At 68.4% G+C, this 22,571-nt stretch carries 21 protein-coding genes; 11 read left to right on the plus strand and 10 right to left on the minus strand.

Annotated elements, in window-relative coordinates; translation table 11 throughout:
* Positions 1-39 precede the first annotated feature (39 nt).
* On the minus strand, positions 40-1,209 hold the full coding sequence (locus GPX89_RS29930; RefSeq protein WP_157391019.1) for a hypothetical protein: 1,170 nt from the start codon (positions 1,207-1,209) through the stop codon (positions 40-42).
* On the minus strand, positions 1,209-2,144 hold the full coding sequence (locus GPX89_RS29935; protein WP_157391020.1) for a metal-dependent hydrolase: 936 nt from the start codon (positions 2,142-2,144) through the stop codon (positions 1,209-1,211). Before GPX89_RS29935 ends, GPX89_RS29930 begins: the two co-directional genes overlap by 1 nt.
* Before the next feature lie 144 nt (positions 2,145-2,288).
* Here GPX89_RS29935 and GPX89_RS29940 point away from each other — a divergent pair, with 144 nt between their 5' ends.
* From GPX89_RS29940 to GPX89_RS29960, 5 genes are all read left to right on the plus strand, one after another.
* Positions 2,289-2,900: a TetR/AcrR family transcriptional regulator gene (locus tag GPX89_RS29940; RefSeq protein ID WP_328602448.1), complete on the plus strand. Its 612-nt coding sequence runs from the start codon at positions 2,289-2,291 to the stop codon at positions 2,898-2,900.
* Between the two features lie 11 nt (positions 2,901-2,911).
* Positions 2,912-4,195: a glycosyltransferase 87 family protein gene (locus tag GPX89_RS29945; RefSeq protein ID WP_328602449.1), complete on the plus strand. Its 1,284-nt coding sequence runs from the start codon at positions 2,912-2,914 to the stop codon at positions 4,193-4,195.
* 137 nt (positions 4,196-4,332) lie between these two features.
* Complete coding sequence (locus GPX89_RS29950; protein WP_157391021.1) at positions 4,333-5,991, plus strand: FUSC family protein; 1,659 nt, start codon at positions 4,333-4,335, stop codon at positions 5,989-5,991.
* Positions 5,992-5,995: 4 nt separating this feature from the next.
* Complete coding sequence (locus tag GPX89_RS29955; protein WP_157391022.1) at positions 5,996-6,535, plus strand: LOG family protein; 540 nt, start codon at positions 5,996-5,998, stop codon at positions 6,533-6,535.
* 80 nt (positions 6,536-6,615) lie between these two features.
* Complete coding sequence (locus GPX89_RS29960; RefSeq protein WP_157391023.1) at positions 6,616-6,981, plus strand: hypothetical protein; 366 nt, start codon at positions 6,616-6,618, stop codon at positions 6,979-6,981.
* Here the strand turns inward: GPX89_RS29960 and GPX89_RS29965 are convergent.
* Entirely contained in the window at positions 6,978-7,673 is a 696-nt protein-coding gene (locus GPX89_RS29965; protein WP_157391024.1) for a hypothetical protein, read from the minus strand. The genes GPX89_RS29960 and GPX89_RS29965 overlap by 4 nt on opposite strands.
* Before the next feature lie 179 nt (positions 7,674-7,852).
* Here GPX89_RS29965 and GPX89_RS29970 point away from each other — a divergent pair, with 179 nt between their 5' ends.
* The 3 genes from GPX89_RS29970 (at position 7,853) to GPX89_RS29980 (ending at position 10,354) form a co-directional block, all read left to right on the plus strand.
* Positions 7,853-8,635, plus strand: coding sequence for an MBL fold metallo-hydrolase (locus GPX89_RS29970; protein ID WP_157391025.1), 783 nt, complete (start codon positions 7,853-7,855; stop codon positions 8,633-8,635).
* Between the two features lie 58 nt (positions 8,636-8,693).
* Complete coding sequence (locus GPX89_RS29975) at positions 8,694-9,074, plus strand: cyclophilin-like fold protein (RefSeq protein WP_198347656.1); 381 nt, start codon at positions 8,694-8,696, stop codon at positions 9,072-9,074.
* Between the two features lie 161 nt (positions 9,075-9,235).
* A complete protein-coding gene (locus GPX89_RS29980; protein WP_157391026.1) occupies positions 9,236-10,354 on the plus strand; it encodes an alpha/beta hydrolase in 1,119 nt (372 codons plus the stop codon).
* A gap of 54 nt (positions 10,355-10,408) precedes the next feature.
* On the opposite strand, the gene GPX89_RS29985 is transcribed toward GPX89_RS29980, so the two are convergent.
* Entirely contained in the window at positions 10,409-10,777 is a 369-nt protein-coding gene (locus GPX89_RS29985; protein WP_157391027.1) for a winged helix-turn-helix transcriptional regulator, read from the minus strand.
* Between the two features lie 86 nt (positions 10,778-10,863).
* Between GPX89_RS29985 and GPX89_RS29990 the strand changes: the two genes are divergently transcribed.
* Positions 10,864-11,844, plus strand: coding sequence for a zinc-dependent alcohol dehydrogenase family protein (locus GPX89_RS29990; RefSeq protein ID WP_157391028.1), 981 nt, complete (start codon positions 10,864-10,866; stop codon positions 11,842-11,844).
* On the opposite strand, the gene GPX89_RS29995 is transcribed toward GPX89_RS29990, so the two are convergent.
* Together GPX89_RS29995 and GPX89_RS30000 are read right to left on the minus strand one after the other, a co-directional pair.
* On the minus strand, positions 11,834-12,640 hold the full coding sequence (locus tag GPX89_RS29995; protein ID WP_328602451.1) for a DUF4184 family protein: 807 nt from the start codon (positions 12,638-12,640) through the stop codon (positions 11,834-11,836). The two genes, GPX89_RS29990 and GPX89_RS29995, sit on opposite strands and share 11 nt — an antisense overlap.
* A 33-nt stretch (positions 12,641-12,673) precedes the next feature.
* Positions 12,674-16,444 (minus strand): arabinosyltransferase domain-containing protein, encoded by a 3,771-nt coding sequence (locus tag GPX89_RS30000; RefSeq protein ID WP_328602452.1) that lies wholly within the window; start codon positions 16,442-16,444, stop codon positions 12,674-12,676.
* Between the two features lie 226 nt (positions 16,445-16,670).
* Here GPX89_RS30000 and GPX89_RS30010 point away from each other — a divergent pair, with 226 nt between their 5' ends.
* A complete protein-coding gene (locus GPX89_RS30010) occupies positions 16,671-18,173 on the plus strand; it encodes an MFS transporter (RefSeq protein ID WP_157391030.1) in 1,503 nt (500 codons plus the stop codon).
* Between the two features lie 23 nt (positions 18,174-18,196).
* On the opposite strand, the gene GPX89_RS30015 is transcribed toward GPX89_RS30010, so the two are convergent.
* A complete protein-coding gene (locus GPX89_RS30015; protein ID WP_328602453.1) occupies positions 18,197-19,210 on the minus strand; it encodes an alpha/beta hydrolase in 1,014 nt (337 codons plus the stop codon).
* 2 nt (positions 19,211-19,212) lie between these two features.
* Positions 19,213-19,566 carry a hypothetical protein gene (locus GPX89_RS30020; protein ID WP_157391031.1) on the minus strand — a complete coding sequence of 118 codons (354 nt, stop codon included), beginning with the start codon at positions 19,564-19,566 and terminating at the stop codon, positions 19,213-19,215.
* A gap of 123 nt (positions 19,567-19,689) precedes the next feature.
* Here GPX89_RS30020 and GPX89_RS30025 point away from each other — a divergent pair, with 123 nt between their 5' ends.
* A complete protein-coding gene (locus GPX89_RS30025) occupies positions 19,690-20,730 on the plus strand; it encodes a hypothetical protein (protein ID WP_157391032.1) in 1,041 nt (346 codons plus the stop codon).
* On the opposite strand, the gene GPX89_RS30030 is transcribed toward GPX89_RS30025, so the two are convergent.
* Positions 20,727-21,518 carry an SAM-dependent methyltransferase gene (locus tag GPX89_RS30030; protein WP_328602454.1) on the minus strand — a complete coding sequence of 264 codons (792 nt, stop codon included), beginning with the start codon at positions 21,516-21,518 and terminating at the stop codon, positions 20,727-20,729. The genes GPX89_RS30025 and GPX89_RS30030 overlap by 4 nt on opposite strands.
* Before the next feature lie 151 nt (positions 21,519-21,669).
* Positions 21,670-22,461, minus strand: a complete 792-nt coding sequence (locus tag GPX89_RS30035) for an SAM-dependent methyltransferase (RefSeq protein WP_328602455.1) — start codon at positions 22,459-22,461, stop codon at positions 21,670-21,672.
* Between the last annotated feature and the right edge of the window lie 110 nt (positions 22,462-22,571).

Below are 22,571 nucleotides of genomic sequence, written 5' to 3' on the forward strand. Positions count from 1 at the left end.
GCAGTTCAGCGCCGGGCCACCGTACCGCGATTGCCCGATTCAGGCAGTGGAGATGGCCTGATCGGCTCCGTTCTCGCGCTCGCCAGGAGTTAGCCCACCCCGGTGCCCCGAGTTGCCCCTCCGGGTCCAGACCGCTGCGACGCAGGCGATCGCGACGGCGAAGCAGGCGAGGGTGTACCAGAGATTGCCGACGGGATCGCCGTTGCGGGTGAGGCCATTGGTGGCGTCCAGGAAATCCGGCAGGGCGGCGGCCCACAGGATGGCGAACACCACGAGGTAGGCCGCGCTGTAGACCTGGACGAACTTGTTCGTGTAGACGGATTCGGGCGCTTCCCGCCGCAGGCGGGTCCACTGCCGGTACAGGATCGGGATCGCGACCACGGTCACGGCGACCAGTTCGAGGGCGTAGACGACGCCGCGAACGGTAGTGCCGGCCATGCCGAGGACGGTCGCCGGGAGCGGGAGGATGAAAGTGCCCAGGGAAGCGAGCAGGCCGATGACGACGGTGCGCCAGGTCAATTCGAATCCCGGCATGTGGATGCCCCGGTCGGCGCGGCGGCCGACGAAGCGGTAGACGCAGTAGGCCAGCGACATCGGCCACAGGGCGGCGAAGACGACCACGCTGGGCAGCGGGACCGAGTCGAACATGGGCTGGTTCAGGGGGTTCGAGGTCGTCCATTCCCACCAGCGCAGCTGGGGGCCGAGGTGGTCGAAGATCTCGTAGAAGGCGTGGTGGACGAAACCGACGCAGGTCGCGCCGGCCAGGGCGCCGTAACGGCCGAAAATGCCCAGCATGCGCACGATTTCGTAGGCGAGCGTGGCCATGAACGGGTAGATCGCCACGATGTAGAGGGGCAGGCGGCCCCACAGGAAGTCCACCGTGAAGACGTTGTGGGCGAACATGGTGTCCACGTGGCCCGAAATGCCGAACGCGGCAGGGAAATACAATGGCGGCTCGATGACGAACAGGTAGGCGGTCGCACCGAACCAGAGCACCAGGTTGGTCGGATCGCCGTGGCGGCGCAGGCGGACCACGGCCAGCACCAGGGCCAGTACCGAGCCGAGGATGACCGTCGTCTCGAGGACCGGCAGCGTCCAATTCTCCAGTGCGAAAGGGTTTCTCACCTCGACCAGGCCGCCCGCGGTGTCGCACGAGAACCCGAGCGAGTGGGCGAGCTGGTCGAAGGTGGTGGCGCAATGGTCGGCCATCAGTTCTTCTCCGCTCCGGTCGTCTCGGCGGTGTACCAGCGCGTGACGTCGTAGCCGTCCCGGTAACGCTCGAACCACACATCCGCCAGGGCGGGCGTGTTCTCGTGCGCGGGATCGTGTTTGGGCATCTGGCTGCGAATGATGCCACGCAGGGCGATGAGCTGCTCGCCCAGCGGCAGGTCATCGAAGGCCCGCGGGCCCGGGCCGGCGTAGGGCACCGCGAAGCGCGGGAACACCTTGCCGAGCAGCTGCTGGTAGCGGTACGTCGCGAACATCGACATGGCGTCGATCTTCCGATCCTCCAGCGGCACATGCTTGTTGAATCCGGCGCAGGCGATCCGCATGATGCGCAGCACGTGCCGGAAGATCGACGGCGCCACCCGCATGCGGTAGAGATCGCTGCCCACCAGCGAGTCGAAGATGATGAGCGCGGAGCTGCGGTGCTCGACCTCCTCGACGAAATGCCAGATGAACAGCGACGCGACCCGGTCGTCGCCGGGCCGGAACAGCGCCGCCTCGTTGTCGAGCATGAGCTTGAACACCGAGGTGAAGGTGGCCTCGAGGTCCGCGGTGTAGGCGAGCCGGTACTTCAGCGGGGTCTGCGCGGTGAGCTTGTCGAATTCGGTGACCACCTCGTCGAGGGTCTCCTGCAGGCCGGGGTAGCTGCGGATCAGTCCGCGCACGTGCTGGCGGTGGGCGGTCGAATGCTGGCCCTCCTGCCGCATGAAGGCGTCGGCCTCCTCGGCCACCGCGGGATCGGTGAACATCGGCTTGGCCTGCGTGATCATCTGCACGATCATCTTCTCGAATCCGATGGCCAGGAACGACACCGCGTTGGCCATGCTCGAGAAGGCCGGGTTCTCGGGATTCCACAGGAACGGCACATCGTGTTCCTCGAACGCGAAAGTCAGCTTTCGCACAATCAAATCGGTCATATCGGGCGATACCTCGTCTTCCGGGCTCCGGTGCCGCTGTGAACATACAAACATACACAGGCACGTTCAAGTGTATGATTTGAAAACCCTGCTCAGTGGGCCTGGCATACGGGGCCGCACGGTGGTGCGTGTTACCGTCTGGCCGTGGCACGAAGGCGCGGGTGGGGCGGCAGTCCGCCGGAGAACGATGAGGAAGCGAGTCGTCGAATCGTCGCCGCGGCAGTCGAATTGATCGGGCGGACCGGCGCGGAGATCAGCATCGCGGACGTGGCCGAATCGCTCGGGGTGATCCGGCAGACGGTCTATCGGTACTTCCCCAGCGCCGACGCGCTCATGCGGGCCTCCGCCATCGCCTCGGTGGACGGGTTCCTGGATCGGCTGACCGCGCAGGTGCGCGGGCTCACCGATCCGGTCGAGGCCATGACCGAAGGCATAGTCTTCACCCTCACCGAGGTGCGCCGCACACCCCATCTGGGCATCCTGCTCGCGGCCAACTACTCCAACGCCGACCCGGCCGGGATCACCTCCGCGGAGGCCCAGGCCTTCGGCATGACCATGATCGAACGCTTCGACGTGGACTGGCGCAGCTACGGCTACGACGACGAATCCCTGCCCGAGCTGGTCGAATACCTGCTGCGCACCATGCAGTCCTTCTTCATCTCGCCGGGCAATCCACCGCGCGACGAAGCCGCCCTGCGCCGCTACCTGCGGCGCTGGATGGGATCGGCCATCATCGCCCAAGCGACCGTTCACTAGGCTCGGCTGCCGTGCCCGAATCCCGCTCGATGGAGGTCTCGCGTTCCGGTTCAACGCTTTTCGCGCTCGCCCTGAGCGCGATCACGGCGTTGACCTTGGTGTTCACCACGGTCGACCCCTGGCTGAAGAAGGCGGGAATCCTGGCGGGCGGGCTCGACGTGCACATCTACCGGGAGGGCGCGTGGCGGCTGCTGCACGGGCACTCGCTCTACCTCGACGAGACCGTCGGCGGGCTGCTCTACACCTACACCCCGTTCTCGGCGATCGTGTTCATGCCGGGGCTGGCCGTGCCCGCGGCCTGGATCACCGACGCGTTTCTGCTGGTGAATCTGGCTGTGCTGTATGCCTGCGTGCTGATGTGCTGGCGGCTGCTCGGCTACCGGTTGAGCGCGCGGCTCGCGAGTATCGCAGCGCTGCTGGCCATCACGTGCGTATTCCTGGAACCGGTGCGGACCACGCTGTTCTACGGGCAGATCAATCTGGTGCTGATGCTGCTGGTGCTCTGGGACTTCTCGCGCGCGGACGGCTCGCGACTGCGCGGCGTCGGTGTCGGGCTGGCGGCCGGGGTCAAGCTGGTCCCGGCGTTCTTCATCGTGCAGAATCTGGCGCTGCGCCAATGGCGTTCGGCCGCGACGGCGACGGCGGCCCTGGCGGGAACGGTCGCGCTGGCCTGGATCGTCTCGCCGAGTGATTCTCGGCAGTACTGGTTTTCGACCTTCTTCCACTCCGATCGCATCGCGCCCGACACCGAACCGGCCAACCAGTCGATTCGCGGGGTGCTCGCGCACCTGAGCGGGGGATCGTCACCGGTCTGGCTGTGGCTGGCGCTCGCGGCCGCGGTCGCCGGGCTGGGTCTGTGGATGAGCGTGCTGCTGTACCGGCGCGACGAGCGTCTGCTGTCGGTCACGCTGGCCGGGATGACGGCCTGCGCCGTCTCGCCCTTCTCCTGGGGACACCACTGGGTGTGGTTCGTTCCCCTGCTCGTGCACCTGATCCACCGTGCGCAGACCCGGCCGGGCTGGTGGGTCGCCGCGGTGTCGCTGTTCGTCTCGACCGGTGCCTGGACCTACCAATGGGCCCCGGACTACGCCTCGGTCGGCGTGTTCGTCCTGCCCAAGCCCTGGCACAGCGAGCCCGTGCTGGAAAACGTCTACATGGTGGTGTTCGCCTTCGCGCTGCTCTACGCGTGGCGAGTGATCCGGACCGTGGCGGACGGCATCGTCGGGACATCCGTCCAGTCTTCGGCAACGAATAGAGGATCAGCACTGATGTCGGGTCGGGAACGAACCGACTAGTGAGTAATGATCATTCGTTCGCAGAAGGAGGAAAGGCGCATGATTCCGCACTTCATCGGTGATGTCATCGCGATCGTGAACGACGTCCTCACGAGGCTGCTCGTTCCGTGGTGATCGTCGTTGTGTTTCATGGGTAGGTGATCGCCGAGCCTGATTCGCTGGGAGAAAGCCCGCCACCTGTTGCCCGCCGCCGGAACTTGTTGCTGAAACTCGCCCCCGGCGGCTGGCGCTGGGATGCGGGGTTGCGCACCGCCCTGGCCTTTGGCATTCCCGCTGGGTTGCTGGTCGCGTGCGGGCGTGCGAGTTGGGCATTGTTCGTCTGCTTCGGGGCCTTCGCCGTCATGTACGGCGAGGGGAGGGCGTATCGGGTTCGGTGGCGGGTGATTTCGATCGCCGGGGCGGCGCTGCTGGGCTGCGTGGGGGTCGGGATCGCGGTGGGGGCGAATCTGCCGCCGGCGATGGCGGCATGGCCGGTCGAGATCGTGGTGCTGACGGCCATCGGGGTGGCCGGGGTGTATGTCATCGACGCGGCGCGGCTCGGACCGCCGGGGGTGATGTTCTTTCTGGTGGCGTGCTCGGGCGCGTTGGTCGCGGCGCGATCCGGGATCGCGGCGGGCGGGATTCTGATCGCGACGGCACTGGGAGTCGCGGGCGCACTGGTGGTGTCGATGGCCGGTCGGCTGATCGCCCGTGACCAGCCCGAGCGGCTGGCGGTCGCCCTGGCCGTGCGCGAGGTGGACGGTTACGTCGGCGATCACGAACGCGGGACCGCGAGCGCGGCCCGGCGGCATCGTGCGGGCGAGGCCCTGTGGAACGCGTGGGCGACCGTCCACGACGCCGGACTCCCCGAGGGGGAGTCGCCGCTGGTGGCCGAATTGCTCGCGGCGCACGAACGATTGGCCGCCACCGCGCCGGTGGAGGACGACGAGGCACCGGGCGAGGATGCCGATCCGCAGGGAATCCCCTTGGCCCGCCCCACGCTCGGCCATCGGTTGCGGCGTTCGCTGAACTGGAGCTCGCACGCGACGGTCACCTCGGTGCGCGTGCTGTGCGCGTGCGTGGCCGCGGGCACGGTCGGCGGCCTGATCGGCTCGACCCGCCCGCACTGGGCGATCCTGACCGCGTTGATCATCCTGCAGGCCGGACCCGACCGGGTGCACGGCAGCGCGCGTGCGGTGAACCGGCTGATCGGCACCGCGCTCGGTCTCGGGGTCTTCGCGGCGCTGGTCCAGTTGCGGCCCAGCGGTTTCGCGCTGGTCGCCGTGCTGGCGGTGCTGCAGTTCGGCGTGGAGCTGTTCATCACCCGCAACTACTCGCTGGCCGCGATCTTCTTCACCCCGGTGGCGCTGCTCGCGGGCGGCGCGGGCGCGGGCGGGCAGGCGGTCGGCGCGGTCATGCGGGATCGGCTGGGAGAGACCGCGATCGGGGTGGTGATCGCGCTGCTCGCCTTGCGATTCCTGCTGCCGGACGCGCATCGGCGCACGCTGGGCTGGGTCGACCGGCGGGTCCGGGACGGCGCGCAGCGGCTGCTGGACCGCCTGCGCACCGATCCGGTGGACGCGCCGGCGGCCATGGCGCTGCGGCAGGATCTGCAGTTCGAGCTGATCGGGGCCATGCGCGCCGGTGTCGACTCCGCCCACAACGATCCCGGCTGGACGCGGCCGCTCTGGCCCGCGCACGCGCGCCTGCAGCACGCGGGATACGACCTGCTGGCGCAGTGCCGGACCGCCGGGTCGGGCACGCGGTTGCCCGGAATCGACCGGTGGGAGCGGGCTTTCGCCCGGCCCCTAGGGTGATCTGATGGACATCTGCGTGTTTCTGTCGGCCGCCGACCTCGACGATCGCTACACCGGCCCCGCCCGCGAGTTCGCGGAGTTGATCGGGAAGGGCGGACACACGCTGGTGTGGGGCGGATCGAACGTCGGGCTGATGAAGGTCGTCGCCGACGGGGTGCAGGACAGCGGCGGGCGGCTGGTCGGGGTGTCGGTGGAATTCCTGGCGGGCAAGGCGCGGCCGGACGCCGACGAGATGATCATCGCCGCCGACCTGGCCGAGCGGAAGGCCCGATTGATCGGCCTCGCCGACGCGGTGGTGATCATGGTCGGCGGGACCGGGACCCTCGACGAGGCCACCGAGATCCTCGAGATGAAAAAGCACGGCCTGCACCGCAAACCGGTGGTGCTGCTGAACACCGAGGGCTTCTACGACGGCCTGCTCGCCCAGTTCGAGCGCATGGAGTCCGAGGGCTTCCTCCCGCTGCCCCTGGCCGAGCTGGTCTCCTTCGCCGACACTCCCGCCGATGCCCTGGCCCTGCTCGAGGCCACGGTGCGAAAGGGCTGATCGGCGGCGGGTTCTCGTTGCCTCCCCGGCACGTCCGTGCCAGCCTGGAGAACAGCGGGTCGCGTGTCGAGGAGGCAGCCGTGAAGTCACACACCGAGCTCGGGGAGCCGCCGGCGATCGAGGCACTGCGTGTGACCGTGGAATTCGACGACGCGGCCCACCGGTCGCTGCGGGTCGGCTGGACGCCGGACGCGTACCGGCGCTTCGAGTCCGCGCGGATCTTCCTGGTGGACGGGGCGGATCGGACCTATCTGCGCCTGGTCGACTGGCAGGACCGCACCTCGATCCAGCTCCCGGAGGCACTGCCCGCCGGTTCCTATGCCATCGACGTCGATGCCTACGGCAGCGCCAGCTGGGGTGACGGTCACCTGGACGCGCGCGGCCGCAGCGACTGTTTCACCGTCGCGCCGGGCGGGGCCGAATCCGATTCCGGCAGTGGCGATTAGTCCGGCGGCAGGTCGCGGGGCCGGGCGACGACCTGGCCGAGCAGGTCGGCCACCTGCAACAACCGGCCCGCGTACCACGGAATCTGGAGCGGGTCCCGCAATGGCCCCGGAACCGCTGTGTAGGTGAGCAATTCGTTCCCGTGCAGGCTCCACAGCGGCACCGTGCGGGCGATGTGCGCGGCCACCAGCGCCGGGCTCACCATGGCCTTGGCATGGGCTGGGTCGGCCGCGTCGATCCGGTATTTCGCATCGAAGAGGACATCGTCGGTCGCGGTGGGCTTGTCGCCGAAGAGCGCACGCCCGAACTGTGACATCAGTCCTCGGTTCCGCACGGCGAGCGGCGGATGCGGCCGGTCCAGCTGCACGGTCACCACGATGAAGTGATGCGTGGTGGTGGTTTCGGATTCCCCGGAGCCGGAACTCGACCGATACGAGTACTCGGACACCCGCACCCAGCGGCCGCCCATCGGACCGGTGACCGTCACGCCGATCCCGTGCCGATTGCCTCCGGGGAGTTGTCTGGTCCAGGCCGCGCCCGCACGCTCGTGAAACATCCAGCCGTGGGCCGCGGCCCAGCTTTGGATGCGGGCCTTGCGTTCCCGCTCGCGCGCGATCGAGAGCGGAATCAACACGATCAGCAACACGAACGGAAGAACGCACATCGCACCGAAAATGAGCGTGAACGCGGTCATCTGTGCCCTCCCCGGTATCCGCATCCCCCGTGGACGCGACGTCTGTGGCCGCTACCTTTCGCGAGAAACCTTCCGGTCCGCTTAACGATTGGTTGCGGCCCTCCGCGTAACTTTCCTGGTTAGCTATCGGTGGGGGAGTGGATCGACTGCCCCCGTCGAGTCGAAAGTGGTTTCCTGCCATGAAGGTTCACCATCTCAACTGCGGCACCATGCGACTGCCCACCGTGACGCTGGTCTGCCACGTGCTCCTGATCGAAACCGCCGATGGCCTGGTGCTGGTGGACGCGGGTTTCGGGCTGCGCGATATCGCCGACCCCGCGGGCCGGATCGGGCCGCAGCGCAGGTTCAACCGCCCGGCCCTGGATCTCGCCGAGACCGCGGTGCACCAGATCCGCCGTCTCGGTTTCGATCCCGAGGATGTCCGCCACGTGATCGCCACCCACCTCGATTCCGACCATGTCGGCGGGCTCGCCGACTTTCCGCACGCCACACTGCATCTCACGGCGGACGAGGCCGACGCCGCGATGCACCATCCGACGCGGCGGGAGCGGATGCGGTTCAATCCGGCGCTGTGGGAACACGATCCGAAGATCGTCGAGTATCGGGCGGAGGGGGAGCGCTGGCGGGGGTTCGTCGCGCAGGAGCTGACCGACATCGCGCCGGGCATCGTGCTGATCCCGATGCCCGGGCATACCCGCGGCCACACGGCGATCGCGGTCGACGCCGGTCACCGCTGGGTCATGCACTGCGGGGACGCCTTTCTCCATCCGGGCAAGGTGGACGGGCACTCTCGCGTCCCGGCCATGCTCACCGTCGCGGAGAACATGCTCGCCCACGACCGTGCCCTGGTTCGGGACAATCACGCCCGGCTGGCGCATCTGTATCAGTCCAGTGGGCCGGATCTGCTGATGGTCTGCGCTCACGATCCCGGCATGTTCGAGCGGGCCGCGGCCACCGCCTGATTCGATATATTTCAACAAACTGTTGAAGTTGGTGGCGGTGTCTTGTTGAATGTGACCCGTGACGAACCCGACCCGGATCCGCATCACCTGGCCCGCCAACCAGCTGACCGCCACCCTCGAGGACACCCCGACCACGCGCGCGCTGGTCGCCGCCCTGCCGATCTCCTCCAGCGCGAGCACCTGGGGTGAGGAGGTCTACTTCGAGACCGGCGTGAGCGTCCCCCGCGAGCTGGACGCGCGGCAGATCGTGGATCCGGGCACGGTCGCCTTCTGGACCGACGGCGACTCGCTGGCCCTGCCCTACGGTCCCACCCCGATCTCGCACGGCGACGAATGCCGCCTGGCCAGCGCGTGCAATGTGCTGGGCGCCTTCGACGGCGACCCGCGCCTGCTCGCCACCGTCCGGCCCGGGGATCCGATCCGCGTCGAACTCGCCTGATCTCGCGTGTAGCCGTCTGGGCCACAATCCCATTCGAGGAGACCCCGCGAACCCCACCCGATATGCTGCACGGCGAACCGCCGCGCCGGGAACAGGGGAGCGGGGGAGGATCGAGGGGAGTGGCCGCGGGTCGGCCGCACAACAGAAGGGCAAAACAGGATATGCGGGGAGGATGGGCCAAGCGGGGCCTCATAGGTGCCGCGGTGGCCGCACTGCTGCCGTTCGGGGTGGTAGCCGGTCCGGCTGCGGCGGATACGAATCCGAACGCCTTCGATTTCTACGTCGATTCCAGCATGGGTTCGGTGAAGACTCGGATCGTGCGGGCCGCGGACGGGAATACCGATCGGGTGGTGTATCTGCTCGATGGTGAGCGCGCGCAGAACGATTACAACGGCTGGGAGATCCACACCAGCATTCCGGCCGCGCTGGCCAAGTTCAATATCAATGTGGTGATGCCGGTCGGCGGCGAGTCCAGTTTCTACCAGGACTGGGATGCCCCGAGCAGCTTCGGCGGCACGAACCCCGACGCCAACCTGTTCCCCAGCCGGGATTCCGGTTCGGCGATCGCGGGCTGGGACGAGACCTCCGGGAAGACCTACGCCTACCAGTGGGAAACCTTCCTCACCCAGAACCTGCGCAACGCGCTGCGAGATCGCCTGGGCTTCAGTGACTCTCGCAACGGGGTCTTCGGGTTGTCCAGCGGCGGCAGCGCGTCCCTGCTCCTCGCCGCCTACCATCCGGACCAGTTCAATTACGCCGGTTCGCTCTCCGGCTACCTGTACATGTCCGCGCCCGGCATGCGCGACGCCCTGCGCCTGGCCCTGCTCGCCGCGGGCGGCTACAACATCGACTCCATGGCCGCCGCGGGCAGCGCCAAGTGGAATCGCATGGACCCGTACGGTTTCGTCGACCAGCTGATCGCCAACAACACCCGCCTCTACATCGCGGCCGGTAGCGCGGTCCCCGCCCAGCAGGATCTGTCCTCGACCGACGCCGTCATCCAGGGCATGCCGCTCGAGGGCATCGCCCTCGCCAACACCAAGGCCTTCCAGGCCAAGCTGCAGGGCCTCGGCTATGACAACGTCAGCTACGACTTCCCCAGCCTCGGCGTGCACAACTGGGGCAACTGGGAGCAGGTCGCCAACCGCATGCTCCCCGACATCGCCCAGCACATCGGCAAGCCGCTGCCCCCGGGCGCCCAGCCCGCCCCGCCGGCCGACGGCGCGGGCGGCCCCCCGAACGGCGACCAGCCCGCCGGCGGCCCGGCCCCGCAGAACTGACCCGGAACCGAAAGATCCGCCGCTGCACGGCTTTCCGTGTAGCGGCGGATCTTTTCACATATCGGTGGCCTTTGCTTGCGCTGCCTCCTGGAAGTCGGCGATGGCCTCGCCGTGGTCTCTCGCCCAGGCCGTCAGGACCTCGATGGGTTCGACGAGGGTCCGGCCGAGATCGGTGAGGCTGTACTCGACTCGCCGGGGCGCTTCGGCACGGCGTTCGACCAGTCCGTACTGCTGGAGTCGGCGCAGGGTCTGGGTGAGGACTTTGCGCGAGATACCGCCGATGAGGTCGACGAGTTCGCCGTGCCGGCGCGGCTGTCGGCTGAGTCCGAAGAGCACGAGCACGGCCCATTTGTCGGAGATGATCTCGACCGCCAGGCGCGTGGGGCAGTCGGCCAGATAGGCCGGTCCAGCCATGTTCTGCATGGAATTCGAAGGTACCAGGAGGTAACTCAGGGCTCCGTAACGTCGTCGGGGCAAACGAATTCAGCACCGCATGTGGAGGAGTCACCATGCCACGAGTAGTCGTATTCGACGAGTTCGGCGGCCCGGAGGTCTTGCGCGTCGTCGAGGAGCCGGTCGTCGCGCCCGCTGCCGGCGAGATACGGGTCAGGATCGAAGCTTTCGCCGTCAACCCGCTCGACCGGATGATGCGTTCGGGCATCTCACCCGCTCCCGTGCCGTTGCCGCACGCTCGGCTGGGTGTCGAAGGAACCGGCGTCGTCGACGCGCTGGGCGCCGGGGTCACCGGGATCGGGATCGGCGATCCGATCATCCTCACGGCCGTTCCGGACGCGAACGCGCGGGGCAGCTACGGCGAATACACCACGGTCCCCGCGAGCCGGGTCGTCGCCCGACCGGCCGGGCTGGAAGTCGCTGAGGCGGCGGCGATCTGGGTCGCCTACTCCACCGCCTACGGCGCGCTCATCGAGAAGGCGAGGATGCGGCCCGGCGATCACGTCCTCATCACCGCCGCGTCGGGCGGCGTCGGGCGGGCGGCGATCCAGATCGCCAACCAGATCGGGGCCGTGCCCATCGCCCTCACCCGGGACGCCGCGAAGCGGGACGACCTGCTCGCCGTCGGCGCCGCCGCGGTCATCGCCACGGACCACGCCGACCTCGCCGAAGCCGTCCGGCACCATACCGGCGGAAACGGCGCGGACATCATCCTCGACCTGGTCATGGGCCCCGGCCAGCAGGATCTCGTGCAGGCGGCCCGCCCCGGCGGAACACTGGTCGTCGCCGGCTTCCTGGACCCTCGGCCCACGGCCTTCCCGACCGGCACGCCGCTCACGATCTTCAGCTACCGCAGCTTCGAGCACACCCTCGACGCCGTCGTGGTGGCGCGTATGGCGGCCTTCCTCAATGCCGGTGTACGTCTCGGAACACTGCGACCCGCCATCGACACGGTGTTCGCCCTCGAGGACATCGTCGAGGCACACCGCCTCCTCGAGAAGGGGCTCCATACCGGGAAGATCGTCGTCACGGCCTAGGAGCGGACCAGAACGCTGCCCGCTCGACGGCGACCGGCGAGCGCGTTGCGGCCGCGCCTGCCAGCAGCGACAGGGCCGCGAGATAGAGCAGGCGGACTCCCACGACGAATGGCTGGAACGGCAAGGGCATCAGGGGGAGAAGGGACAGCAGGAGGACGGCGACGAGAGTTGTCGTCAGCCAGAAGCGCTTCGGTGCGCGGCGGACGGGCGGCGGGGCACCGTGCCAGGTTCGCAGCAGACCGCGGCGGCCGATGTAGTAGAACAGGCCGACCGCCAGTACGGCACCGGCTGTGGTCGATGTCTGCTGAAGCAGATACCACCAGGGTCTGCCGAGTGGGCTCGGCCGCAGCAGCGCGGGGAATTCGGCGACTCCCCAGCCGTGGCCGCCGGCCGGGTCGTGAGTGAAACCGTCCCAGAAGATATGGGTGATCGCGCCGATCAGAATCGAGTAGCAGGTGACGTACCAGCGGTATCGCACGGTGCCGAGTACGCCGTAGGCGGGGAGGTCGAATGCTCCGAGGCGGGGTAGGTGGGCGGCGATCTGTGGAGCGCCCCAACGGATTACCGCCGTGGCGATGATGCCCACGGGCAGACACCACCACAGCAGTGCCGGGAGGGCGTGAGTCTCCGGCATCGAGAAGAACCCCGCCACCGGATAGGAGGCGTCGGGGACTGCGGAGCCGACCACCAGCGCGACACCGTCCAACCGCCGAGGCCATCGAATCTTCATCGGGAGCACCGGCAACGCATGCGACGGAAAGGTGAGTGGCACGGCCAAGGGTATCCGGTGGCTCACCAGCCGCCGTCACGTCAGCGCGGATCGGTCGTGTCAGTGGGTCTGGGTGGGATCCGAGGCCGCCTTGATGGGGGAGTCGTCGGTCCAGCCCCAACGGTTTTCGACGCGGACGTCGACGGGGGCGGTGGGGGCGTCGTTGTAGGGGGTGAGGCGTTGGAGTTCGCCCCAGTCCCGGGTCCAGTCGTGGTCGAGGTAGGAGGGGACGGGCTGGGATTTCAGCAGCAGGGTGGACCAGCCGAGGGGGCCGCCGCCCGAGTCGCCCTGCCAGGTTTCGGAGACCTGGGAGTTCAGCTTGTCGGGCAGGATGCGCCAGGTCGGCAGCTGGGCCACGCCGTCGCGGTGGTCGAGGGGGTGCTGGCAGGGGAAGGCCAGGCCCACATGGAAATCCGTGAGGACGGGCGTGTCGTGGCCGACCACGGAATCCAGGGTGGACAGGTGCGGCAGGCGCGGAGGCGTGAGCGCCAGCCATTGTTTGCCGGTGGGGTCGTCGGCCCTGGCGACCAGGCGAATCAGGGTGGTACCGGCGGGAATTCGATCCAGGGCGATCGGGAGGTTGCGCCAGCCGGGTGCGCCGCCGACATTCGGCGGGGTCAGGTCGCCCAGGGGCTGGATGGTGCCGTCATCGGTGTGGCGGGCGAACTCCAGACGCAGTTGTGCGCCGTCGATCGAATGGCCGTCGTCGTTCCCGGCGATGTGACCCGCGACCGTCAGGACCAGGACGTGGTAGGTGGAATCCCGCTGTGCCGCAGCCAGATCCATGCGATACCACTGGGTGGTGAGATGGGCGGGTTGCGGTTGGGCGGTGGTGTAGCTGCCCAGGACCGGCGTGCGTTTGGGGTCCAGGCCGTAGGGCAGGGCGACGGTGCTGCCGTTGATTCCGGGGTCGGCCTTGGGCTTGTCGGCGGGGCCGCCGCCGGGCGGCGGGGTGGGCCTCTGACCGCCGCCGCTCCCGCCACCGGGACCAGCGCCCTCGGGGGCCAGGTCGCCGACGCCATTGGCGGTGAATCCGCTGTTGTCGGCGGCCAGCCCGTCGGCCGGGGTTCCGGTGTAGGGGACGAGCAGAGAGTCCTCGGGCTTGTCCTCCACCAGCACGTCATCGGCCATGGCGCAGGGATGGCCCTGCAGGGCACGAAGATTCGAGAGCGCGACCGAGTAGGCGGGGTATTGGGACCAGGCCGCGAAGGCCATCGTGCCCACCTCGAACAACACCAGCGCCGCAGCCGCCACCGTCAGCGACCGAATCGCGATCCGGTCGAAAGGCCGCGCAGCGGAAGCGTTCTCGCGATACGGCTCGCGATAGTACTGCCAGGCCGCGACGAGCAGGCACAACCCGCCCAGCGCGAAGATCATTGTCGAGATGCCGATCCCGCCGAGCAGCGGGGCCCGGTCCGGCCACCGCACGCCGTAGCCGGAGACATACCACCAGCCATTGGACCCGGTGAAGCAGAACGCCACCAGGAACAGCACCGCGGCCGCGAACAGCGAGCGCAGATAGCGCACGCGAATACCGTTGCCGCCCACCGCGACCGCGGTCACCGCCGCCAGCGCGGCGGCCAGACCCGCGTAGACGCCGAAGTGGTGGGTCCACTTGGTGGGAGTGAACGCCATCAGCAGCAGCGACATCACCGCGATGCCGAGCACCCGGGCCACGGGCCCCCGCGCGGTGTCGGGAATCCGCCCGCCCTTGCGCAGCACCACGGCGAGGCAGACCGCCAGGCACAGCAGCATGGCGAGGACACCGAAGCGCCGCGCGAGCGATCCGTCGGGCGTCAGCGACAGCAGGGAGATCCAGCGGGTGGGTTCGTCCGGCCAGGACAAATTGGGGCCGACCAGCTTTCGCACCCGGGTCGCCTCCATGACCGAGGCGAAGGTCTGATCCGCGAAGACGACGGTCAGCACCAGCGTGCCCGCCGTCAGCACCGGCGCGATGCGCGCGAGATGGCCCAGCGCCCGGCCTGATTCGGCCCGGACCTGGGTGACGAGGATGGCCAGCACCCGCCGCGATCCCGCGAAAAGCGCGGCCAGGCAGATCAATCCGGACGGACCGGCGGCCAGCGAGAACGCCGCGATGAGCACCGCGACGGCGGCGGGCAGCAGCCGCCGGGTGGCGATGGCGCGTTCGATGGAGCACCAGGTCAGCAGCGCGCCCAGCGCGATGAAGGGTTCGGGGCGCAGGCCGTTGTTGTAGGGCAGCCACATGGCCAGGAACACCAGCGCGGCCGTCCACCGCGCCGCGGAGCTGGTGCGCACGCGAGAACCCAAGCGCGGGAGCACTTCCCGGCTGATCACCCACCAGCACAGGACAGCGGCCAGCAGGGCGGGCGCGCGCATCCACAGACTCGCGTCGGTGAGCCGGGTCATCTGCGCCAGCAGTTCGTAGGGCCAGCCGAACGGCGCTTCGGCGACCCCGTACCAGCGGTAGTAGTTCGCGGTGTAGCCCGCGAACCTGGAAACCCGCGCCATCGTCAGGATGTAGCCGTCGTCGGAGGTATTGGCCCCGATCACATGCCACACGCCGAGCACGAGCAGCACGACCGCGTCGGTGAGGGTGATCCGCCACCAGCGCGCGGGCAGGAACCGGCGCCTGCGGCGGCCGTCGGCGGCGTCGATGAAGTAGAGGCAGACCAGGGCGATGAGCGTGCACAGCGCCGCGCCCGCCATCGCCGCCAGCTTCAGCGCGCTCGGACTCGACGAGAAGCGCGAATCGATCTCGGCGTGCAGGCGGGCGTCACCGAGCCGCGCGCGGTCGAGATCGGTGTACACGCCGACGATCTGGGGGCGCACATCCTTGTCGAGCTTGGTGCGCAAGGGAGTGCCGTCGGCGCGGTTCAGCCCGGTCAGCTCGGCGGTGGTGGCGGTCGCGCTCGAATGCACCACGAGCGCACCACAACCCGGACGCTGCGGAATGTTCGGCGTCAGACCGGCACCCGCGCCGGGACCGATCGCGGTGTCGGTGCCGGGGGCGGCGCTGCTGGCGGGCGGCACGGGCGCGTCGGCGGGCGGCGTGCTGCCCGGGGGCGGAGTCGAACCAGGAGGCGGAGTCGAACCGGGCGGCGGAGTCGAACCGGGCGGCGGAGTCGAACCGGGCGGCGGAGTCGAACCGGGCGGCGGAGTCGCGCCGGGCGGCGGAGTAGATCCCGGCGGCGGAGTGGCACCGGGCGGCGGAGTAGATCCCGGCGGCGGAGTCACGCCGGGAGCCTGGGGCGCACCGGTGGCGGGAGCGGCCCCGTTCGGCGCTGTAGGTGCGGCGGCCGGATTCGCGCTGGGCGTCACGCCTGGGGCAGGAGCCGGGATCTGGGTAGTGCCCGGGGAAGGGGGCGGGATCGGCGTGGCGCTCGCACCCGGTGTCGGGGTCGGGGCGGCGGTCGGCGCAGAACCGGACGGGGTGGCGCTGGCGGGCTCGGAAGCCGTTCCCACCCCGGTCATTTCGAAGATCGACGCGGTGAGCAGCGGAATGCTCCGCAGCGTCACCGACAGCGTGCGCCCGGTTCCCGGCTTGTCCTCGATCCGTGCGATCAGCCCCTTGGCGTCCCCGCCCGGCGCCTGCGCCGGAACGGTCGACAGCACCGTCCCGCTCGGCATGTCCCGCAGCACCGCGCACGGCACGCTCACATCCAGCGTCAGCGGCACGTAATCCACCAGCGGTGCGGTCATCTGCGCCGCCTGCGCCTGCGGCCAGTCGATACTCGCCCGATCCTGCCGGACCGGTAGTAGCGGTGTGAGCACCGCCAGGACAACACCGAGCACCCCCGCGATGAGGGCGATCAGTCGAATTCGGAAATCTCCCCCGGAAACTGAACGCACGAACGCCGATGCTAGCCACAACCTTCGCGAAACTCATCGCGGAATATTCGGGCCGGTCCGGATGCGCCCCGCCACCTGCGCCGCTGTGCGGGCCGTCCGGGAGGCGCTGTGCGCGAAGTTCCGCGGGCTGCGCCGAGTTCCCGGTCGGGGCGATAGCGGTGCTCTATCGTTTGTCCCGGCGGTCGATGGGTAGACAGAGTACGCGGAATCGGACTCGGGAGTTGCGATGTCGGAGGTGCTCGGCGGCGGAGTGGTGCGGACCCTGGTGCCCGCGCGAATAGATCGGTTGCCCTGGTCGAGATTTCATACCCGCCTGGTGATGGCGCTGGGCGTCGCCTGGATTCTGGACGGGCTCGAGATCACGGTGGCCAGTGCGGTCGCCGATACGCTGACCAAATCAGAGACGCTGCACATGTCCTCGACCGCGGTCGGGCTGATCGCGACGGTGTACCTGGCCGGCGAGGTGGTCGGCGCGCTGGTCTTCGGCAACCTCTCCGACCGGCTGGGGCGACGGAAACTGTTCCTGGTCACCCTCGGCGTGTACCTGGTCGGAAGCGGGCTCACCGCCGCCACTCTGGGCAATGGCGCGGGCTGGGTGGCATTCCTGTACGTCACCCGATTCATCGCGGGCACCGGCATCGGCGGCGAGTACGCGGCCATCAATTCGGCCATCGACGAATTGATTCCGGCCCGATATCGCGGACGCGTGGATATCGCGGTGAACGGAACCTATTGGGCCGGAGCGATCATCGGCACGCTCGGCACCTATATTCTGCTCAACCACCTGAGCCTGTCGCTGGGCTGGCGGCTCGGGTTCCTGATCGGGCCGGTGCTGGGCCTGGTGATCCTGTTCGTGCGCCGTCATCTGCCCGAGAGCCCGCGCTGGCAGATCATGCACGGGCGGGCAAGCGACGCCGAGGATTCCATCGAGGAGATCGAGCGGGAGGTGGAGGCGACCGGGGTGCGGCTGCCGCCGGTCGACGAGTCCCGCGCGATGGACGTCAAGCCCGCCGATCGCATCGGCTACCTGGCGCTGACCCGCGTGCTGTTCCGCGAGTACCCGCGCCGCGCCATTCTGGGCGCGAGCCTCATGATCAGCCAATCGTTCCTCTACAACGCCATCTTCTTCACCTACACGCTGGTGCTCGGCAAGTTCTACGGCGTGCCGTCGGGCTCGACGCCGATCTACCTGATCGCCTTCGCGATCGGCAACTTAGCCGGGCCGCTCACCATCGGGCATTTCTTCGACACCATCGGCCGCCGCCGCATGATCACGGGCACCTACATCCTCTCCGGTGCGCTGCTGGCGATTTCGGCCGTGCTGTTCTACGCCGGAGTCCTCAACGCCATCACCCAGACGGCCTGCTGGTGCGTCATCTTCTTCTTCGCCTCGGCGGGCGCGAGTTCGGCGTATCTGACCGTCAGCGAGATCTTCCCGCTCGAGGTGCGGGCCAAGGCGATCGCCGTGTTCTTCGCCATCGCACAGTGTTTCGGTGCGCTGGGGCCGGTCATCTACGGTGCGCTGATCGGGGAGGGCACCCATCCGGTTCGCCTGTTCCTGGGCTATCTGCTCGGTGCGGGCGTCATGATCACGGGCGGCTTGGTCGCCTGGTTCCTGGCCGTCGACGCGGAGGGACGCTCGCTCGAGGACATCGCGCTGCCGCTGGCGTCCACCCGTCGGGAGGGGCCGATGCGCGCCGAGGGCGCGGGCGCACCGTTCTCGATCTGAGTTCGGCACGCCCGCGGACGATCTCAGCCGCTGATGGACCTCATCCAGTCGAGGACCACGGCGTGGTAGTCGCGGGTGTTGGGCGCGAGGTTGATGGCGTGCCCGCTGTCGGGCAGCACGTAGGTGCGCAACTTCGCGTCGGGGGAGAAGTAGGGGTTCTCCCTGGCGAACAGCGTGGCCGTGTCGGTACAGGTGCTGAAGCCCGGCCCGCACACCATGCGGTCGCGGCTGCCGTCCACGATGAGTACCGGAGCGGTGATGAAGCTGGACATACCGGGCAGGGTGGACAGCAGGCCGTCGGGATACTCGGTGAGCGAGAAGGTTTCCTTGGTGGCCTCGTCGAGCGCGAGCACCTGCGGATCCGGATCGATCCCGAAGAAGTCGGCCGCCCGGGTGCCGGGCCGGGTCACCAGGTAGCCGGGATCGAGGCCGCGCCCGGCGAATTGGGGATCATCGACGGCCTGGTAGTAGGTGCTGATGACGCCGAGCACGTCGGGCACGCTGAGGGTGTGCGAGTAGCCGGTGAGCAGAATGCCGTCGACGTCGTGGTGGCTGGTGGCCTCCATGATGGCGGTGCCGGAGGTGAGCGAATGGCCCGCGGTGACCACCTTGGCGAAGGGCGGATTGCCCGCCAGACCGGCGCGCAGCGCCTGCACCATGGTGTGCAGCGAGTCCGCGGTCTCGGTGGCCGTCAGCGTGAAACTGGGCGGTCGGCTACTTGCGCCGTTGCCGAGCCGGTCCGCCACCAGCGTCGCGTACCCGGCGGCGTTCATGGCGCGCCGGAAGTTGTACGTCTCCGGCTGATACGGGAAGTCCCAGTACAGGTGGTTGTAGTTGGACCCCGACTCCAGGACCATGACCGTGTCGGTCGGCCCGTCCGGCAGGCACAGGGTGCCCGCGACGGTGCCCTGCGGCACCGCGAACGTCACGTCCTGACAGCGGTCCGCCGGCGCCTGATCGGCGTGGGCCAGTCCGGGGGTGAAGGACAACAGGGTTGCCGCCGCGCCGACGGCCAACGCCCTGAGCGAGGTGCGCACGTCTATGAATTCCCTTGGGTGAAGTCCACTTCCGCGACATCGCCGGCGACCTCTCCCGCCACCACCTCCAGGGCACGCGCGTCGACGGGCGTGTAGCCCAGCCGCGCGAGGGTGGAGTAGCGATGCTCGCTGTCGGCATCGCGCATGGCGTGTTCGAGGTCTTTCTCCGTGTCGTACAGCGTGATCGAGAACATGGTCCCGTCCTGCTCGTCGAGGAAGAAGAAGATTTGACGGGCGCCGGGATCCGACATGGCGTACGGAACCACTTCGCCCTGGATAATGGGAAGACTGGCCGCGAGCAACTCCGGATCGGCGGGATATGACGCCTTCAGCAAACGGGCATAGAGCTTCTTCATCACCGAATCCCTTCCCAGGAGCGGTTCTGAGTTCCGGCCATCTTCTGGCGAATGACGATACCCCACACGGAGTTCCGCGACCTGCCCATTCGGGAACGTGGTTGAAGATCTAATATGCACGGTATGGGCGCGCGAAATGTGCACTTCGTCGGCAGCTTTCCCGCCGATGGCACGGCCGATGCGATGCGGGCGATGCTGGACGGCGCGGGTTCGCGGATGCGGACGCTGCCGACGGGGGAAACGCGTCGCTACGAGTGGTACATCCAGCCGATCATCGACGACCTGGTGGCGCAGGGCGCGCTGGAGGTGAAGAAGGAGGGCTCCTGGCTCTCCAGCCACGAGCGCACCATCCACCGCGCCGCGCGCGGCGTCGAGTTGACCGGCGGCATGATGGAACTGGGTTACCTGTCCGAGGCGCAGGAGGCGCTGCCCATCTTCCGGGGACTGCGCGCGGAACGCGATCTGCCCGAACTGTCCCTGCAGATCGGCATGCCCACCGCCTTCACGATGGCGTTCATCGCCATGGGCATGTGCGGGGTGCGGCGGCATCGGAAAGCCTTCCAGGACGCCAGTATTCGTGATATCGAGGCGATTCGCGCGCTGGCCGGCGACGATGTGGTGCTGCAGTTCGAGGCGACCGCCGAGATGGTGATCATGGCCAAGACCCAGCCGTTGCACCGACGTGTCGACGCCGCACTGGGTTTGGCGAGCGGCATCGCCGAGATGGCCGCGGCGACCCCGCCGGGGACCCGCATCGGGGTGCACCTGTGCCTGGGCAGCCTGAAGAACAAGGCCCGAACCACGTTGCGGGACACGCGACCTCTGGTGGCCTTGGCGAATTCGATTGCCCGGCAATGGCCTTCGGGAAGAGTGCTGGAGTTCGTGCACGGTCCGCTCGCGGCCGGTGACATTCCGCCGTCGACCCGTCCCGACTTCTACGCGCCCCTCGCGGGGCTGGACCTGCCCTCGGGTACCCGTTTCTACGCCGGTTGCGTCCATGAAAGCCCCACTGACGCCGAGCAGATCGAGACGCTGCGCACCGTCGAAGCCGCCCTGGGCCGCCCGGTCGACGGCGTGGCGAGCGCCTGCGGGCTGGGTCGCCGCCCGCGCCCGATCGCCGACGCGCTCGTGGCCCGGGCCGACTTTCTGGCGGCGGTGGGCTAGTTCTTGCGGCCGATGCCGCAGAGCACGACCAGTTTCGTCGGCTTCAGGTCTTCCTCGAGCCATTCGTTGGCCGCTGCTAGGCCCGGGGGCAGCATCTCCAGGCCCTCGAAGAAGCGCTGCACCTGTTCCGGCGGGCGGAAGTCGACCTGGGCCGGGCTGCCGACGGTGTCATTGCTGGAGGTGGTCTTGAAGAACGGGTGGGTATTGGTGGAGGCGTGCTGAATGGCCAGCAGACTGCCCGGCGCCATGACCTCGCGGAATCGGGCTATGGCGTCGTAGGGCCCCTCGTCGTCCATGACGTAGTGCAGGACGCCGACGATCAGGAAGGCGACCGGTTGGGAGAAGTCGATTCCCGCTTCGGCACTGGCCAACTCGAGTAGTTTGTCGGGTTCGCGAATGTCGGCGAGGATGGGCGTCACGCCCGGCGCTCCGGTCAGCAGGGCATTGCTGTGGGCGTGCACGACGGGGTCGTAGTCGATGGAGGCCACGATCGCGGTCGGCTCGATGCCCTGGGCGACCTCGTGCACATTGGGGGTGATGGGGATTCCCGCGCCGATGTCCACGAATTGGCGGATCCCGGCCTCGGCGGCCTTGCGCACCGCCAGCAGCAGGAAATTCCGGCTGTGCCAGGCGGTGTCCTTGGTGTCGGGGGCGACCTGCAGCATGCGGTCGCCGACCAGCCGATCGGCGTCGTAGTTGTCCTTGCCGCCGAGCATGTAGTTGTAGACCCGAGCGGGGTTGGGACGGAACGGGTCCACACCCACCGGTACTCGCTTGCTCTCGGACACCGCACCTCCCTCGGCCTGCTCGCCGATCGTAACCAATCCACGACGCCCGTCAGAGGGAAATGCGCAGCTTGACGGCAACCTCTCAGGGATTGCCGCCGGATTCGAACCGGCTATCGGGTTCGACCCGAGTTCGGCGCGGCCCCAGGCGATCTCAGTTCTTGCGGCCGATGCCGCAGAGCACTACCAATCTGGTCGGTTTCAATTCGCCCTCCAGCCATTCGTTCGCGGGGACCAGGCCCGGGGGCAGCATCTCCAGGCCGTCGAAGAATTCCCGCACCTGCTCCGGTGTGCGGAAGTTGGGCTGGGAGGGGGTGCCGGCGGCATTGCTGGTCGTGGCGTTCATGAAGAACGGGTGGGTGTTGACCGAGGCGTGCTGGATGATCAGCAGACTGCCGGGCGCCATGGCCTCGCGGAATCGGGCCACCGCCTCGTAGGGGCTCTCGTCGTCCATGACGAAATGCAGGACGCCGACGATCAGGAAGGCGACCGGTTGGGCGAAGTCGATTCCCGCTTCGGTGTGCGCCAATTCGAGTAGTTTGTCTGGTTCGCGAATGTCGGCGAGGATGGGCGTCACGCCCGGCGCTCCGGTCAGCAGGGCGTTGCTGTGAGCGTGTACGACGGGGTCGTAGTCGATGGACGCCACGATCGCTGTCGGTTCGATCTCCCGCGCCACCTCGTGCACGTTCGGCGAGATGGGAATGCCCGCACCGATATCGACGAACTGACGGATGCCCGCTTCGGCGGCCAGCCGCACCGACTTCAGCAGGAATTGCCGGCTGTGCCAGGCGGTGATCTTGGTGTCGGGCGCGACCTCGAGCATCCGATCGCCGTAGTCGCGATCGGCGTCGTAGTTGTCCTTGCCGCCGAGCATGTAGTTGTAGACGCGAGCGGGGTTGGGCCGGAACGGGTCCACGCCCACCGGCACTCGCTTGTTCTCGGCCACCACACCTCCCTCGACGCCCCCGCCGATCCTAACAATCCGGGATTCCCATCAGAGGAGAACGCGCAGCTCCACGGCAATCCGCGAGGGATTGCCGCGCTGCATGATTCGAC

The organism is Nocardia terrae (assembly GCF_009760405.1).
Taxonomy (GTDB): Bacteria; Actinomycetota; Actinomycetes; order Mycobacteriales; family Mycobacteriaceae; genus Nocardia; species Nocardia terrae.